General features: G+C 58.8%; 17 protein-coding genes. 13 read left to right on the top strand and 4 right to left on the bottom strand.

All coding sequences use genetic code 11. The annotated features are described in order from the left end of the window. Positions 1 to 144 precede the first annotated feature (144 nt). From HB633_RS09815 to HB633_RS09840, 6 genes are all read left to right on the top strand, one after another. Positions 145 to 1,491 (top strand): cache domain-containing protein, encoded by a 1,347-nt coding sequence (locus HB633_RS09815; protein WP_255580840.1) that lies wholly within the window; start codon positions 145 to 147, stop codon positions 1,489 to 1,491. Further along, on the top strand, positions 1,488 to 2,138 hold the full coding sequence (locus tag HB633_RS09820) for a response regulator transcription factor (RefSeq protein ID WP_213777911.1): 651 nt from the start codon (positions 1,488 to 1,490) through the stop codon (positions 2,136 to 2,138). The genes HB633_RS09815 and HB633_RS09820 overlap by 4 nt, the downstream gene beginning before the upstream one ends. A gap of 84 nt (positions 2,139 to 2,222) precedes the next feature. After that, positions 2,223 to 2,879, top strand: a complete 657-nt coding sequence (locus HB633_RS09825; protein ID WP_213777912.1) for a M24 family metallopeptidase — start codon at positions 2,223 to 2,225, stop codon at positions 2,877 to 2,879. 61 nt (positions 2,880 to 2,940) lie between these two features. Then, on the top strand, positions 2,941 to 3,870 hold the full coding sequence (locus HB633_RS09830; protein WP_213777913.1) for a LysR family transcriptional regulator: 930 nt from the start codon (positions 2,941 to 2,943) through the stop codon (positions 3,868 to 3,870). Between the two features lie 200 nt (positions 3,871 to 4,070). Next, on the top strand, positions 4,071 to 5,273 hold the full coding sequence (locus HB633_RS09835) for an NAD-dependent formate dehydrogenase (RefSeq protein ID WP_213777914.1): 1,203 nt from the start codon (positions 4,071 to 4,073) through the stop codon (positions 5,271 to 5,273). Positions 5,274 to 5,453: 180 nt separating this feature from the next. Further along, positions 5,454 to 5,840, top strand: a complete 387-nt coding sequence (locus HB633_RS09840) for an HPP family protein (RefSeq protein WP_213777915.1) — start codon at positions 5,454 to 5,456, stop codon at positions 5,838 to 5,840. Positions 5,841 to 5,894: 54 nt separating this feature from the next. On the opposite strand, the gene HB633_RS09845 is transcribed toward HB633_RS09840, so the two are convergent. Further along, positions 5,895 to 6,683 (bottom strand): aldolase, encoded by a 789-nt coding sequence (locus HB633_RS09845; RefSeq protein WP_213777916.1) that lies wholly within the window; start codon positions 6,681 to 6,683, stop codon positions 5,895 to 5,897. A 92-nt stretch (positions 6,684 to 6,775) separates the two neighbouring features. Further along, on the bottom strand, positions 6,776 to 7,693 hold the full coding sequence (locus HB633_RS09850) for a LysR family transcriptional regulator (protein ID WP_213777917.1): 918 nt from the start codon (positions 7,691 to 7,693) through the stop codon (positions 6,776 to 6,778). Between the two features lie 108 nt (positions 7,694 to 7,801). On the opposite strand from HB633_RS09850, the gene HB633_RS09855 reads away from it, so the two are divergent. Continuing rightward, on the top strand, positions 7,802 to 8,722 hold the full coding sequence (locus HB633_RS09855) for a DMT family transporter (protein ID WP_213777918.1): 921 nt from the start codon (positions 7,802 to 7,804) through the stop codon (positions 8,720 to 8,722). A 2-nt stretch (positions 8,723 to 8,724) separates the two neighbouring features. Here HB633_RS09855 and HB633_RS09860 read toward each other — a convergent pair whose 3' ends face one another. Next, positions 8,725 to 9,609, bottom strand: a complete 885-nt coding sequence (locus tag HB633_RS09860; RefSeq protein ID WP_213777919.1) for a LysR family transcriptional regulator — start codon at positions 9,607 to 9,609, stop codon at positions 8,725 to 8,727. Positions 9,610 to 9,730: 121 nt separating this feature from the next. Between HB633_RS09860 and HB633_RS09865 the strand changes: the two genes are divergently transcribed. Genes HB633_RS09865 through HB633_RS09890 form a run of 6 tightly spaced genes read left to right on the top strand, consistent with a single transcriptional unit; the run spans position 9,731 to position 14,119 of the window. After that, the gene (locus HB633_RS09865) at positions 9,731 to 10,579 is read left to right on the top strand and encodes a transporter substrate-binding domain-containing protein (protein WP_213777920.1); all 849 of its coding nucleotides are present in this window, start codon (positions 9,731 to 9,733) and stop codon (positions 10,577 to 10,579) included. A 13-nt stretch (positions 10,580 to 10,592) separates the two neighbouring features. Further along, positions 10,593 to 11,276, top strand: a complete 684-nt coding sequence (locus tag HB633_RS09870) for an amino acid ABC transporter permease (RefSeq protein WP_213777921.1) — start codon at positions 10,593 to 10,595, stop codon at positions 11,274 to 11,276. Continuing rightward, on the top strand, positions 11,266 to 11,928 hold the full coding sequence (locus HB633_RS09875; protein WP_213777922.1) for an amino acid ABC transporter permease: 663 nt from the start codon (positions 11,266 to 11,268) through the stop codon (positions 11,926 to 11,928). Before HB633_RS09870 ends, HB633_RS09875 begins: the two co-directional genes overlap by 11 nt. Before the next feature lie 51 nt (positions 11,929 to 11,979). After that, positions 11,980 to 12,945 (top strand): agmatinase, encoded by a 966-nt coding sequence (locus HB633_RS09880; RefSeq protein WP_213777923.1) that lies wholly within the window; start codon positions 11,980 to 11,982, stop codon positions 12,943 to 12,945. A gap of 16 nt (positions 12,946 to 12,961) precedes the next feature. After that, on the top strand, positions 12,962 to 13,690 hold the full coding sequence (locus HB633_RS09885) for an amino acid ABC transporter ATP-binding protein (RefSeq protein ID WP_213777924.1): 729 nt from the start codon (positions 12,962 to 12,964) through the stop codon (positions 13,688 to 13,690). Between the two features lie 21 nt (positions 13,691 to 13,711). After that, positions 13,712 to 14,119, top strand: coding sequence for a RidA family protein (locus tag HB633_RS09890; protein WP_213777925.1), 408 nt, complete (start codon positions 13,712 to 13,714; stop codon positions 14,117 to 14,119). A gap of 58 nt (positions 14,120 to 14,177) precedes the next feature. Here the strand turns inward: HB633_RS09890 and HB633_RS09895 are convergent, their stop codons facing one another. Beyond that, positions 14,178 to 15,047, bottom strand: coding sequence for a DMT family transporter (locus HB633_RS09895; protein ID WP_213777926.1), 870 nt, complete (start codon positions 15,045 to 15,047; stop codon positions 14,178 to 14,180). Positions 15,048 to 15,277 lie beyond the last annotated feature (230 nt).

Here is a 15,277-nt window from a genome sequence, read left to right on the forward strand (position 1 = left end):
AGCGGCGAGATGGCACAATTCCGGGCTGACGTGACCGTTCGCCCGAACAAGTCCGGCGTCCTAGCGGGAAAATCAATGCGACTCTCTCTCCACGGGATGAAGCGAAAGTGGCTGATTCTCGCCCTTTTACCATTCATCGGAGCAATGGCGACAATTGCGGTTGCCGTGGCGTTCCAGGCCAAGGCGTTATCGAATTCCGAGCAGCGCGAAATTGCAGCGGCTTACCGCAGCAGCAAGGAAGTCGAGCTTAAAAATTACGTCGCGCTTGCGGAAAGCGCGGTTGCACCGCTATACAACTCCGGCCGCGACGACGCCGCCACGCGCGCTCAGGCCCTAGCGATCTTGGCGAAACTGGAGTTTGGCAGCGACGGCTATTTTTTCGTCTACGACCTGCAAGGCAATTTGCTGATGCATCCGCGTCTCGCGCAACTCGTAGGCACGAACCTGTGGTCAATGCACGATCCTCACGGCGCGCTTACCATTCAATCTCTTTTGGCGAAGGCAAAAAGCGGCGGCGGTTTCGTCGAGTATCTTTGGGAACGGCCGTCGACTCACAAGATGGAATCGAAGCTTGGTTACGTAGTGACGTTCGAACGGTGGGGATGGATGGTCGGCACCGGCATCTATCTTGACGACGTCAATACGGCGCTGTCGCAAACCGGACGGCAAGCGTCATCGAACATTCGTCACACGCTGTTTTTGATCGGATTGATTGGTGCGCTGGGCATGGGGTTTATCGGCGCGTGCGGCGTTGCAATGAACGTCACCGATCACCGCAGTTCGGACGCGCAACTGAAGATCATGGCGCGCCAGGTGGTTGAGTCGCAGGAGGCGGAACGAGGCCGTCTGTCGCGCGAACTTCACGACGGCATTAGCCAGATGCTCGTGTCCATCAAGTTGCTGCTCGAGTCGGCGCTCGCGCTAAAACCCGCCAATCCCGGCCGTGACGATCCTAGCGGACCACCAATACATAACGCGCTGGCGCAGACCAACCGGACGCTGGCGGAAATACGGCAAATTTCTCACGACCTGCGTCCGGCGATGCTCGACGACTTCGGCCTGGGCGCCGCCTTGCGGCAGCTGGCGCTCGAATTCAACGAAGCGGGTAATACCCCGCACACGAACGTCACGGTCGATGCTGCAAAGAGCGACGCGCGTCCGTTGCCCGACGCCGTGAACACCGCGCTATTTCGTGTCGCGCAAGAAGCGCTGACCAACGTCCAGCGCCACGCGCATGCGGCCAACGCGCGCGTCACGCTGGCTTGCGGACAGGGTCGCGTCGTTCTGACGATCATCGATGACGGTATCGGATTTGGTTCCGGCGCGGTCCAGTCGGACCCGCGACAAGGCATCGGGCTGCGTAACATGCGTGAACGGGTCGAGTCGCTCAATGGTTCCTTCACGATCGAATCGCGACCCGGATGGACCGGCCTGACGGCCTCGATTCCGGTCGAATATGCTTCAACCGCTTTGAGCCACGCGAGCACATGACAGGCACTATCGACATCTTGCTGGTAGACGATCATCAACTCGTGCGCGACGGGTTGAGGCTCCGCCTGGACGCCATCGACGGCTTCAGGGTGGTGGGCGAGGCGAGCAACATGCCGGAGGCGCTCAGGGTCATAGAGCGAGTCGCTCCGCGTCTCGTGCTCACGGATCTCAGCATGAAGGGCGGCAGCGGCGTAGCGCTTACACGCGAGATACGGCAACGTCATCCGGCCATGCACGTGCTGGTTTTATCGATGCACAACAACGCCGAATACATGGCCGAAGCACGTGCGGCGGGCGCAAGCGGATACGTGCTCAAGGATGCCCCGGCAACCGAGATCATTGCGGCCATTCATACCATTCTTGGCGGCGGCGCCTATTTCAACGAACAGTTGAAACAGGCTGCGGGCGTTCCCGTCAAAAGCCACGCGCGGGATCGCAGCAGCTACCGGCAAATCGAAAAGCTGACGCCGCGCGAGCAGGAGTTGCTGCGCGACCTTGCGAACGGTTTGTCGAACAAGCAAATTGCCGTTTTGCATGGGTTGTCGGTCAGGACGGTGGAGACACACCGGATGTCGATCAAACGCAAACTGGATATTGAGGGTCAGGCTGAATTGATCAAGTTCGCGGTGGAGTTTTTCAGCGCCTGAGGCATGCCCCATTTGTGACCGCGGTAGACTTTCTTTTCAGTCACCGATATATTTATCAGGATATAACGACGGAGCGTCACTGTGGTGAATAGCGCGCAAGAGGCAGTCGGCGAAAAATTCGTTTTTGAATCCATGCGCCATGCACGTGACAGGACATGGGAAGTGGTCGAACGCGTTGCGTCGAAAGTCCGGCCTGGAATGCTCGAGTCGGAAGCCTTGGCAGAATGCAAAAGCGTTCTCCAGGAAATGAAGATGGAACGGATCTGGCATCCCATCCTGATCCGCTTTGGCGAGAACACCTTGCGAACGTTCAAGGAGCGTTCCGAAGGCGATCCGCAGCTTAAGGACGACGACATCTTTTTCATTGACCTTGGCGTGGTCTGGCAAGGCCATGAAGGCGATTCTGGCGCGACGTTCGTAGTCGGCGCCGACGTCGAAATGCACGCTTGCGCGCAAGCCGCGAAGACCATCTTCGATGAAGTCGAACATCACTGGCGCACAACCGGCGCGGGCGGCAAGGCGCTTTATGACTATGCCGCCGAACGTGCACACGCGCTGGGATGGAAACTGAATCTCGACATCAAGGGGCATCGCGTCAGCGATTTTCCGCACGCCATTTACAAGGCGGGCAATCTCGGCGATTTCCAGCCGCACCCGGACGCGGGGCTTTGGATCTTGGAGATTCAGCTCATGCATCCAACGCGTACTTTCGGCGCTTTCTACGAGGACCTGCTCGTCTGAGACACGTGGATGCGAGGGTGCATGAAGGATCTCGACGGATAACAGCCAACCAAGGAAAGCGATGTTCATTCGCCAGCTCGAGTATCTCGTCACGTTGGCAAGGGAGAAGCATTTCGCGCGGGCAGCAGAAGCGTGCCACGTATCCCAGCCGGCGTTGTCATCGGCTATTCGGACTCTTGAGACAGAACTGGGTCTCGTCATTGTCGAACGGACACGGCGGTTCGTGGGCTTCACCGAAGACGGCGAGCGCGTGCTCGGGTGGGCCAAGCAAACGTTGGCGTCGCTTCAGAACATGCGCCACGATGCTTCTGCCGCGCAGGTCAAACTTATCGGGACCCTTCGCATAGGGGCTATTCCGACCATTATTCCGGTCACCGCGCGGATGCTTGCGCCTTGCATGCGCGAGCATCCGGATATGCGCTATGAGGTTCGTTCGCTGAGTTCCGACGCCATACTTCGTCAGCTCGACGAGTACGAACTCGACGTAGGCCTGACTTACCTCGACGATCAGGTGCAAGCCGGTTTCAGCGTCCTGCCGCTTTATCTCGAACGTTATGTACTGTTGTCTCCCGCAAGCGCGGAGGACAGCTTTCGCGCGCCCATACAGTCATGGAGCGATGTCGGTGAGTTGCCGTTAGGGCTGCTCACATCGACCATGCAGAACCGTCAGGTGATCAACGCGGCATTCCGGCGTGGGAACGTGCAGCCCCGCGTAGTGCTGGAGACTGACTCGCTGCTCTCTCTTTATGCTCATATTCAGCACGCCGGCCTGTATAGCGTATTCCCTCATAGCCTGCTTAGCGTGCTTCCCTCGGGTAACGACATACGTGCGTCGCTCCTGCTTCCCGAATTGACGCGCGGCATTGGCTTGATTGCGCGCAGCCGCAATGCGCTGCCGCCGCTTGTTGCCGCCATGTGGCGCTCGGTCGAGCAACTCAATCTTCAGCGCGACTTCGACGCTCTCATGCCGGCTGCTGCCCAGACTGCCTGAGCCCGCACGATCGAGTCTGCGCGCCCATTCGCCTGCCTTGATAACAAGGGCTTATCAAGTGATCCATCCAAACGATTGGACCCACTACTGCGACTTGTAGACACTGAACCTTGTCGACGTACCAACCTCATGTTCGACGAGGCGGCGCCTTTCGCCAGAAGCGCCGGTGTTAATCAAATCAAAGTGGAGTGGAGACAATCATGGCCAAGGTTCTGTGCGTTTTATACGATGATCCCGTTGATGGCATGCCGAAGAAGTATGCACGGGATGATGTACCGAACATCACGAAGTATCACGACGGCCAAAGCGCGCCGACGCCCAAGGCAATCGATTTCAAACCGGGCGAATTGCTGGGTAGCGTGTCGGGTGAACTGGGCCTGCGCAAGTTCCTTGAATCACAGGGCCACACACTGGTTGTCACCTCGGACAAGGACGGGCCGAACTCCACGTTCGAGCGCGAACTCGAAGATGCCGAAATTGTCATCTCGCAGCCGTTCTGGCCCGCGTACCTGACGGCGGAACGCATCGCAAAGGCGCCGAAGCTGAAGCTCGCGCTGACCGCTGGTATTGGTTCGGATCACGTCGATTTGCAAGCTGCTATCGACCGCGGCATTACCGTTGCCGAAGTGACATTCTGCAACAGCATCAGCGTGGCTGAACATGTTGTCATGATGATCCTGTCGCAAGTTCGTAACTATCTGCCGTCGCATGAGTGGGTCAAGAAGGGCGGCTGGAATATTGCGGATTGCGTGTCGCGTGCATACGATCTGGAAGGCATGAACGTGGGCACGGTCGCGGCCGGCCGCATTGGTGCAGCCGTGCTGCGCCGCCTCAAGCCGTTCGACGTGAAACTGCATTACACGGACCGTCACCGTTTGCCGGAAGCTGTCGAGCGCGAGTTGGGCGCTACGTGGCACCCGACTGCCGAGTCCATGGCGAAGGTCTGCGATATCGTCACTATCAACTGTCCGCTGCATCCGGAAACCGAGCATCTCTTCGACGAAGCGATGATCAACAAGATGAAGCGCGGCGCATACATCATCAACACGGCACGCGGCAAGATCGTGGATCGCGACGCCATCGTGCGTGCACTGGAAAGCGGTCAACTGGCAGGTTACGCGGGTGATGTGTGGTTCCCGCAACCGGCGCCTGCCGATCATCCGTGGCGCACCATGCCGAACCAGGGCATGACGCCGCATACGTCGGGCACGACGCTTTCCGCACAGGCCCGTTATGCAGCGGGAACGCGCGAGATCCTCGAATGCTGGTTCGCCAACGAACCGATTCGCGACGAGTATCTGATCGTCGATGGTGGCCGTCTCGCCGGCGTGGGCGCTCACTCGTACAGCGCAGGCAATGCGACGAAGGGCTCTGAAGAAGCTGCCCGTTATAAGAAGGCATAACGTAGCAGGCACGTCGGGAATCACTGACCGGCGTGCCTGACGGCGAGGACGCTAGACCTTATGAGCGAGCAGACAGTTAGAGCGGCGCCAGCCGTTCATCATCCAACCCAATTTAAACAGGCACTATTCGGTTTTCTTGGCGGGACGTGTGCAATAGCATTGATTGCATGGCTTGGGCATGTGACCAGCAGTCCGCTGGTGATAGCGCCATTTGGTGCGTCGAGCGTCCTGCTTTTTGGCGCGCCCGACAGTGCCTTTGCCCAGCCGCGCAATCTGGTCTTCGGGCATTTGCTTTCTACTGCAGTCGGGCTTGCGATGGTCTGGATCGCGGGACCGGGAATATGGCAGATGGCGCTGGCCGTGGGAATCGCTATCGGGCTCATGCAGCTTGGACGTTGTGTGCATCCGCCGGCGGGCGCCGATCCGCTCGTGATCATGTTGAGTGGCAATGCTTCGGTGGCATTTTTCTTTGTCCCGGTGTTTGCCGGTGTTTGCCTGCTCCTCATGATCGCGCTGGTTTTCAACAACTTCGTGCGTCGCCACCGATGGCCTCAGAAGTGGTTGTAGTTCAACCGATGGCGGCAGCGTGCCTACCGCCATTTTCCTGATGCGCGCCAAGGCCTATTGCTCGAATCTGTTTCCCTCGCTGCGCAAGATACGCAGTGCACTGTCAAGATGCGCACGCGCACTTTCTGCGTCTCCCAGGCGCATTTGTTCATAAGCGCGCTGCGCCACGTCGTGCGGTATGGGTTTGATCGGCCGGTTGCTTGCCATGGCCTTGAGCTGTACCTCCGCCGCGCGCTCCAAATAATACAGATCGTCCCAGGCTTCAGCGATGCTCGCACCGCCCACCATCACGCCATGGTTCTTGAGAAAGAGCACGTCGGCATCGCCCATTGCCGATGCAATGCGATCGCCTTCCGACGTGTCCAGCGCGAGGCCGTTGTAATCCTCATCCACCGCAGTACGGCCATAAAACTTCAGCGCGGTTTGGCCCAGCCAGAGAAGCGGCGGCCCTTCGAGCAGGCACAGCGCAGTCGCGTTCGGCATATGCGTATGAAAGGCCGCTTTGATGCGGGGTTTTGCTCGATGCAGGCGAGCATGGATAAAAAATGCCGTTGCTTCGGGTTTGCCTTCGCCGTCAATCACATGCCCTTCGAAATCACAGACCAGCAGGCGCGACGCTGTGATTTCCGCGAATGCATAGCCGTAGGGATTCACGAAGAACAAGTCGTCATGTCCCGGTACAACCGCCGAGAAATGATTGCAGACGCCTTCCTCGAATCCGCGCTGTGCAGCGAGTTGGAAACACGCCGCGAGCTCGATCCGTGCCTGCATGATTGCATCCGAATCCAGCCGTACACGACTGGACGATGCGCGCTGTTCGCTGGTTGAAAGCGTATGAGCCATGATGATTGCCGTGGAGTTTCGGTGATTTGAGTATATAGAAGCGAGGCTGCGTCTCTAATTGAAGCGCTTAAGCGCTTTCGATCTTGACGCGCTCAAGCCCCGACACCTTTCTCGACCAGATAGTCGATCAGCACCCTGACTTTGGGCGGTAAAAACCTGTTCGGCGGATAGAGCAGCCACACCGCGCCGACGTAAGCCCGCGCCTCCAAAGTCCAGTCCTTGAGGACCTGCACCAGTTCGCCACGTGCCAACGCGTCCGCGGCGGTGAATTCAGGCAAGTTGGCAATGCCGAAATCCTGCAGCGCAGCCTCTAGACGCGCGCCCGCATGATTCGCTATGTAACGGCCATGAACCTCGACCGTTTGCGTTTCGGAGCCACGCCGGAAACGCCAGCGGTTGTCATCGGCGGTCTCACCCAGATACAAACAATCATGCTGCACCAGGTCGCGCGGATGCGTTGGCGTGCTGCGCGCCTTCAAATAAGCGGGCGACGCACACAATACCCAACGTACCGAACCTAACTGCCGTCCTGCCAAACCGGGCGGCGGTTGCTCCGTGAGCCGGATTACCAGATCGATGTCGTCGTGAAGCGGGTCGACTTCATAATCGGCGTAAAGCAATTGCAAATCGACTTCCTCATACATGCGCAAGAATCCCGGCACGAGTGGATGGATCACCGTTTTGGCAAAAGCGGTGGGCGCACTGAGGCTTACCTTGCCTTGCGGCCGGCCAACCAGTGAGCCGGCTGCATCCACGGCGCCTGATGCCGCGCCGACGATATCGCGGCAATATCGAACCACGTGCTCGCCCGATTCGGTGACCCGCACCTTGCGCGTGGACCGTTCGAGCAGGCGGGTTGCCAACGCTTCCTCCAGACGCTTGATCTGACGGCTCACCGTTGAAGGCGTGCTGCCAAGCTGGCGCGCGGCGACCGAAAAATTGCCGCAATCTACGACACGCGCAAATACGGCCATGTCCGGTAACAAAGCAAACAGTTCTGCTGGGTTCATCGGCGATTCCGGATTAATGCATCTGCGACATAAAGGCTGTGCACGGCGGCCCGATTATCACCGCAAGCGCAACGCTAGACAATACGGACTTTTCCATAGAGGTCCGACATGCAGAAGCAAGATCGCCTGTTATTAGTCTCCGATTTAATGCTGCTGGTGGTCGCCTTGGTATGGGGCACGAGCTATGGCGTCGTCAAGAATGCACTTGTGGTTTATCCCGTGCTCGGCTTGTTGACGCTGCGGTTCGGCATGACGTTCCTGGTGTTGTCGCCCGCATTGCGCCATTTGCGTCATGCCGACGCACGCACGCTGCGCGGCGTGTTTATCGCGGGGATGTTGTTGCTCGGTATTTTTCTATGCGAAACATTTGGCGTGTTGCTCACGCGTGCAGCTAACGCCGCATTTTTGATCAGCTTGTGCGTGGTGCTGACGCCGATGGTCGAGTGGTTTCTGCTTAAGCGCAAGCCGGGCCGCATGGAATGGGGCGCGGTCGTGCTCTCGCTTTTGGGCGCATGGTTGCTTGCGGACGACGGAACCTTCGTTTTCAATCCCGGCGATGCGCTAATACTCGTCGCTGCATTTTTGCGTGCACTCAACGTTTGCGTGACCAAGCGCGTGATGCGCGATTCGGCGCTGCCGCCGTTGTCAGTCACGGCGGTGCAATCGGGCGTCGTTGCGTTCGGCAGCGCTGCCGTGGCGCTCGTGTTCGCACCGCAGCAGTTGCAGCATGTGCCTTCCTTCGCGGGACATGTGCCATTCTGGACCAGCATCTTTTATCTGGTGCTCGCGTGCACGCTGTTTGCATTTTTCGCCCAGAACTACGCAATCAAACGCAGCAGCCCCACGCGCGTCGCGTTGTTGATGGGCAGCGAGCCTGCGTTCGGCGCGTTGTTTGCGTGCCTTTGGCTGGGTGAGAGAATTTCGCTAACTGCCTGGGTCGGTGGCGGTCTGATCGTTGCGGCGTCGCTGCTCGCAACCGTACGCTGGGGAAAACCTGCAAGCGTCGAGTTGTCCGCGGGAAGCGCCTGATCTCAGCGATGCGCCTCTAGTAGAAGATCTAAAAACGCCTCCGCGCTGCGAGTCAAGGGTCGCGCTTCTTCCACGATGGCGCAAAAGGGCATCGAATAAACGGGAGATTCAGGCAGGACCGCGAACTCATAACGCGGCGAAAGTTGTGCCGCATAGTGCTCGGGCAACAAGCCAACGTGGCGGCCGGTGGCGACCATCATGGCAACCGCTTCTAGCCCGCTGACTTCGAGTCCCTGTGTGAATCCTTGCGTCGCGAGCGCGTCCTCGACGAACGGATGAGGCCGGTACGCAAGCGGTAAAACGCGCGTATTTTCATTTGCACGTATTTCGCCTGCCGCTGCCGGCCGGTAAAACACGCGATGCGTCTCCGTGAAAAGCGGGTAATGCCGAAAGGCGCGAATTCTTTTATAAGCGCCGCGTATTGCTATTTGCACACGCCGCTCAGTAAGTGCGGCACCAAGGTCGCTGAATGTCATGACCGACAACGACGGCCTGACCAGCGGCGCAATTCGATGCAACTCCCCAAGCGCTTCCGATATCCGGCATCCCTCGTGCGTAAGCACATGTTCGGAAGTGCCGAGCAGCAGCGGCCCGGACAAGATTCCGCGCACGGCATCGACTTCCGGTTTGATGCGCTCCAGCGCTTCGAGCGCCTGCATCGCCACCCTGAGCGCAACTTCGCCGCCTTCCGTCAACTGAAACCCGCCGGGGCCCCGCTCGCACAGCTTCAGTCCGAGATGCGCCTCGACCTCGTTGATATGCCTGCTGATCGACGCCTTCGACATCGATAAAGCCCGCTCCGCCGCCGCGAATCCGCTCGCCTGCGCTGCCGCGCAAAACACGCGAAGCGATCGCAGGTCGCGCTCGGTCAGATCCATTTTTTTCATCGGGGCGGGCTTCGAAAGGTTTCGGTTTCCGGAACCATAACCGCGAAAAAATGGTTTTTCAAAACTTTTTTGACTGCCTACATTTCCCTCATCAAAGCTTTTAACGATCCGGGGAAATCATATGAGCACGCTCAACCGCCGCAAATTCATCACCATCGCAGGCGGCGTTTTGCTTGCGATGGCCTTGCCCTCCCTTGCGTTCGCGGAAGGCGGAACGCTTGCAGACATCCGCAAGCGGGGCAAACTTACAGTCGGCACCGAGGCGGCTTACGAGCCCTACGAGTTCGTTGAAAACGGCAAGGTGGTGGGCTACGGTCACGATATTCTGGAATACATGGCAAGCAAGCTGGGCGTTACGCTGAACCAGGTCAACCTGCCGTTCCAGGGCTTGTTGCCCGGCCTGATGACACACAAGTTCGACTTCGTCGCAACGAGCGTCGGCATCAATCCGGAACGCGCGAAACGGTTTGCGTTCTCTGAGCCCGTAGGTGTTGTCGATACAGTCCTGGTAGTGCGTTCAAACGATAGCGCCATTTCAAAAGCCGAAGATGCTGCAGGCCGTGTGGTCGGCACGCAGATGGGTTCGTCATCGCAACCCATCGCGCAAGCCTTCGATACACAATTAAAAACCAAAGGCGCCGGTTACGCAGATATCAAACTGTTCCAGGCTTATCCCGACGTGATGGTCGCGCTGACGAACAAGACGCTAGACGTCGGCATCATGCCGTCGAACGTCGTTGCCGTGTTGATGAAGAAAGAGCCGGGACAGTTCCGCGTCATCGGCAAGATTGGCGAGCCGAAGATGCTTGCGTGGGTCGCCAACCCGCAGGACCTTGAGATTCGGACGTTCATCAATACGTCGCTCGCGGAACTGACCAAGAGCGGCCAGCTCGCGCAGATGCAGAAAAAGTGGTTCGGCTACACCATGAACTTGCCGACCAGCGGCTATTTGCCTGAAGGTGCGGTCTGAGGCGGAGCGCTGCATGTTCGCTTTCCTAAGCAGTCAGCTCGCCGTGCTCGCGCCGTTTTTTCACGATGTCATTGCGGGCGCTATCACGACGATTCTATCGAGCGTGGCGGCGTTCGTGCTTGGTATCGGGATTGGCGCGGTGTTGCTGCTCGTGCGACAGCATGGCGGCCGCGCACTCGCGTGGCTCGTCATTCTTTATGTCAGCGTGATACGCGGTACACCCGCGCTGATTCAGATGCTGGTCGCGTATTACGTGCTACCCGCGGTGCTCAACCTGAACATATCGCCACTGCAGGCAGGCATTCTTGCGCTTGCGTTGAACACTGCGGCGTATGTCTCGGAGATCTTGCGTGGCGCATTGAACTCGCTTGGCCGCGGGCAGATTCCGGCGGCGCGTGCGCTCGGCATGCCTGCGTTTCAAGCATGGCGATACATCGTGTTTCCGCAGCTCTTTTATCGATCCATCCCGCCGCTGACCAACGAATTCACGATGCTGCTGAAGGCGTCTTCGCTCATGTCGATCATCGCGGTGCACGATCTCGCAACGGTCGCACGCGACGCCACGCTGCAGACCAATTTGCCGCTGCAGGTGTTTTCCGCGACGGCCGCCGTCTACTTCGCGATTCTGTTCATTGCGTCGTCGGCATCGCGTGGACTTGAACGCCGTGTTGCGAAGGTACTGCCTAATGTCCATTGATCTGGCTATCGTTCAATCGTCGATTCTTCCACTTCTAAAGGGACTGAAGGTCACCGCCCAGGTCTGCGTACTCGGCATTCCACTCGGGATCGTGGCGGGCACCGTTGCCGCATACTTTCGTGCTTCGACATGGCGCGTGTTGCGGGCAGTGGCGCTCTCGTATGTGGAGTTCGTGCGCAATGTACCGTTTCTGATACTCGTCTATCTGAGCTTCTTCGGCTTGCCGAAGCTGGGCGTCTCGATGCCTGCGTTTGCCATCGGGGTAGCGGCTACAGCGTTCTACACAGGCGGTTACTTCAGCGAAATCCTGCGTGCCGCATTCGGCAGCCTTGCGCACGGACAAGTGCAGGCCGCCCGCTCGCTCGGGTTATCGGGGCTTCAGGTGCAGCGTCACGTGGTGTTGCCGCAGATCTTCGGTTTTCTTGCGCCGGCCACGACCAGTCTCACGATCATGATGTTCAAGGACTCGTCCATATTCTCGGTGATGAGCCTGACGGAGCTGACTTATCAAAGCAACCTGCTCACCGCCGATACCTTCGCGTACGTCGAAGTGCTCGGCACTACCGCGCTCATCTACTGGCTGTGCAGCGTGCTGCTAGACGTAGCCGGGCAATGGTCGGAGCGATACGCAACCCGATACCGGCGCGTCTGATGCCGCGCGTCCCTTGCAGTAGATAACCCATTTAATAAAGGATTCCTGATTATGACAAAACCACTCACCGTTCCTCCGAAGACCGGCCACAAGACGCTGCTCTATTCCGATCTGGCGATGGACCTCGACAATCTCGACGCGGACATTGCCGTGCTCGGCATGCCTTATGGATCGGCCTATTCCGCTGCCGATTTCACCAACGACCAGACCAACGCACCCACCGCGATCCGCCAGGCTACTGACCGTGTGGTGCGTTCGCCGGGCCACTACGATTTCGATATCGATGGTCCGTTGCTGCAGGAGCGCACGGATATCCGCTTTGTCGATTGCGGCGATGTGATCGCCGATCTCGCCGCCCCGGGCAGTCATTACGAACGCGTCGAGCAAGTCGTGCGCAAGATCCTGGCGGCGGGTGCATTGCCTATTGTGATGGGTGGCGATCACGGCATTACCACGCCGGTGCTGCGCGCGTTCGACAGTCTCGGCCCGATCACGCTGGTTCACGTCGATGCTCATCTCGACTGGCGCGACGAAGTGAACGGCGTGCGTGATGGTCTTTCGAGCCCGATCCGCCGTGCATCGGAAATGAAGCATGTCGCGAAGATCGTCCAGATCGGACTGCGTGCGCAGGGCAGCGGACGCCCAGAGGAATTTCGCGCGGCCAAGGCTTATGGCTCGGACCTGATCACCGCTTACGAGCTTCACGATGTCGGTATGGACGCAGTGCTCGCGCGCATTCCGGATGGCGGCAACTACTACCTGACCATCGACGCCGATGGCCTCGATCCTTCCGTCATGCCCGCAGTTGCTGGCCCGGCGCCTGGTGGCGTGACTTTCCTGCAAGCCCGCAAACTGATTCACGGCCTGGTCAAGAAGGGTCGCGTGGTGGGGATGGATATTGTCGAGATCCAGCCTGAGAAAGATGTGAACCAGATCTCGTGTGTCACGGCAGGGCGGCTGATTTTGAATCTGATTGGCAGCGCCATCCGCGCAGGTTATTTCGATAACCGTCGCTAAGCATCATCGAGCTCGCATGATTCACATCCACCAGATCAGCAAGCAATACGGCGCGTTCAAGGTGCTCGATACATGCACGACCGAAGTTGCCAAGGGTGAAGTCGTCGTTGTATGCGGTCCGTCAGGGTCGGGCAAAAGCACCTTGATCAAATGCGTGAACGGACTCGAACCGTTCCAGTCGGGCGAGATCATTGTGGACGGCGTATCGGTCGGTGCGCCTTCCACACGCCTGTCCGCTTTGCGTGCGCGCGTGGGCATGGTGTTCCAGCACTTTGAGCTTTTCCCGCATATGAGCGTGCTCGACAACGTGGCGCTTGCGCAGGTCAAAGTGCTGGGCCGGCGTCGCGATGAAGCGGAAGCCAAGGCGTTGACGCTGCTCGCGCGCGTCGGTTTGCGTGATCATGCCAGGAAGTTTCCCGGGCAGTTATCGGGCGGGCAACAGCAACGCGTGGCGATCGTCCGCGCGTTATCGATGGACCCGGCTGCCATGCTCTTCGATGAACCCACGTCCGCCCTCGATCCCGAGATGGTGAACGAAGTGCTCGACGTGATGGTGGATCTCGCGCGCGAGGGCATGACCATGATGGTCGTCACGCACGAGATGGGCTTTGCGCGAAAGGTGGCGGATCGCGTCGTCTTCATGGAGAGCGGCGCGATCGTGGAGGACGCCAAAGCCGATGAATTTTTTGCAGGCGCGAAGTCAGAACGCGCACGGCTGTTCTTGTCGCGCATCCTGACGCATTAATTTTATTCTCTACGAGACACCATGGAACACACTCGCATTCGTCCGTTCAACACGAAAATCACTTACCCCGAACAATCGCTCGATAACGATCTTGCGCAAGCCGTTGTAGCCGGCAACATGATCTTTCTGCGCGGTCAGATTGGTCAGGACATCGATACCTACGAATCGGTCGGTATCGGCGACGCCGCGGCGCAGGCCGAGAAGGCGATGGCCAATGTGAAGATGCTGCTGGAAGAAGCAGGCAGCAAGCTTGAGGACATCTGCAAGGTGACTATCTACCTGACTGATGTGCGCTATCGCGAGGCGGTGTATCGGGTGGTCGGACGCTGGTTGAAAGGCGTGCACGCGGTATCGACGGGACTTACCGTGACGGCGCTCGCGCGACCGGAATGGCTGGTCGAGGTCGATGTGATCGCGGTGAAGTCGTAAGCCTCATCATTGCTGGCGACCGGGATATGGTTTTCGGCCGCCAGCAAGCTGCGCAGTATCAGCGTCTGTTTGCGGGCGTCGCGCGAAACACGAGAACCAGCCCGGCCAGTATCAATGCCATGCCCGCAACGCCGGCAGGGGCAAGGCGATTACCGAGGAACACGTAGTCCATGACCGCTGTGCATATCGGTACGAGATAAAACAGGCTCGTCACGTTGACGAGGTTCCCTGCACGCACCAGGCGGTAGAACAACAACTGCGCAAACACCGAGATCACGATGCCAAGCCAGAACAGCGGCAAGAGCATGCCCGTGTCCAGGGCAATGCTCGAAGGCTGGAACGGCAAGAACAACACGCATAGCGCGAGGCTGACTGCGTTCTGCAAAGGCAATACGTCGATAGGCGCCTGCTTCAGGCGCTTCTGCAGAATGGCTCCGATCGTCATGCAAACGAGCGATGCGGACGCGAACAGCAATCCCATTGCCGGAAAGTCTCCCGCTTCCCCCGCTCCCCGCACGACCAGACACAAGCCGATCAAGGCGAGAAAAAGGCCGCCCACGCGCCGCATCGTCAAGCATCGTTCCACAAGCAAAAGCGTCAATACAGGCTGAACGCCGAGGATGGTGGCGAGAATGCCGGGGGTCATTCCATGGTCAAGTGCAAGCAGATAGGAGATGGAATAACCGCCGGTGAGCAAGCCGCCGGTAAGCGCAACTTGGAGTCTCGTTCCGGGCGCGGGCAACCATCGTCCGCGCCATGCGCCGAGGGACGCGAGGACCGCCGAAGCCAGCCCAAAACGCAGGACCAGAAAAGGCAAAGCGGGAGCGTGCTGAAGCCCTGTTTCTGAAACGATCGCGCCGCTGCTCCAGAGCAACACGAAGAGCGCAGTCGAGCCACAGGCCGCGAAAGCGGTTTTTAAAAAGACCATGATTCATTCACCTGTCGAGGGAATAGATGACCAGGGCAAACACGGTCAAGCCGCTAAAGCACGCAAGGTGCAGCGGTCGAGCCGGTTGCCGGGATTCAGTGGCTGTAAATCAGCCGCGAACGTGCGTACTCGGAGGCGCTACTGCGCCCGCGGTCACGGCGTTCGGAGGAGATGCGGGGGGCGAAACGACAGGTGGGGAAACAGAACAAGCAGACGGACGGGCGGCGCGC

Source organism: Caballeronia sp. dw_276, from assembly GCF_018449635.1.
Lineage (GTDB): Bacteria > Pseudomonadota > Gammaproteobacteria > Burkholderiales > Burkholderiaceae > Caballeronia.

Excerpts from the sequence above, each read along its gene's own strand:
- HB633_RS09815 (WP_255580840.1), top strand. The coding sequence starts at position 145 with ATGGCGACAATTGCGGTTGCCGTGGCGTTCCAGGCCAAGGCGTTATCG.
- HB633_RS09820 (WP_213777911.1), top strand. The coding sequence starts at position 1,488 with ATGACAGGCACTATCGACATCTTGCTGGTAGACGATCATCAACTCGTG.
- HB633_RS09830 (WP_213777913.1), top strand. The coding sequence starts at position 2,941 with ATGTTCATTCGCCAGCTCGAGTATCTCGTCACGTTGGCAAGGGAGAAG.
- HB633_RS09835 (WP_213777914.1), top strand. The coding sequence starts at position 4,071 with ATGGCCAAGGTTCTGTGCGTTTTATACGATGATCCCGTTGATGGCATG.
- HB633_RS09845 (WP_213777916.1), bottom strand. The coding sequence starts at position 6,683 with ATGGCTCATACGCTTTCAACCAGCGAACAGCGCGCATCGTCCAGTCGT.
- HB633_RS09850 (WP_213777917.1), bottom strand. The coding sequence starts at position 7,693 with ATGAACCCAGCAGAACTGTTTGCTTTGTTACCGGACATGGCCGTATTT.
- HB633_RS09855 (WP_213777918.1), top strand. The coding sequence starts at position 7,802 with ATGCAGAAGCAAGATCGCCTGTTATTAGTCTCCGATTTAATGCTGCTG.
- HB633_RS09860 (WP_213777919.1), bottom strand. The coding sequence starts at position 9,609 with ATGAAAAAAATGGATCTGACCGAGCGCGACCTGCGATCGCTTCGCGTG.
- HB633_RS09865 (WP_213777920.1), top strand. The coding sequence starts at position 9,731 with ATGAGCACGCTCAACCGCCGCAAATTCATCACCATCGCAGGCGGCGTT.
- HB633_RS09870 (WP_213777921.1), top strand. The coding sequence starts at position 10,593 with ATGTTCGCTTTCCTAAGCAGTCAGCTCGCCGTGCTCGCGCCGTTTTTT.
- HB633_RS09875 (WP_213777922.1), top strand. The coding sequence starts at position 11,266 with ATGTCCATTGATCTGGCTATCGTTCAATCGTCGATTCTTCCACTTCTA.
- HB633_RS09880 (WP_213777923.1), top strand. The coding sequence starts at position 11,980 with ATGACAAAACCACTCACCGTTCCTCCGAAGACCGGCCACAAGACGCTG.
- HB633_RS09885 (WP_213777924.1), top strand. The coding sequence starts at position 12,962 with ATGATTCACATCCACCAGATCAGCAAGCAATACGGCGCGTTCAAGGTG.
- HB633_RS09890 (WP_213777925.1), top strand. The coding sequence starts at position 13,712 with ATGGAACACACTCGCATTCGTCCGTTCAACACGAAAATCACTTACCCC.
- HB633_RS09895 (WP_213777926.1), bottom strand. The coding sequence starts at position 15,047 with ATGGTCTTTTTAAAAACCGCTTTCGCGGCCTGTGGCTCGACTGCGCTC.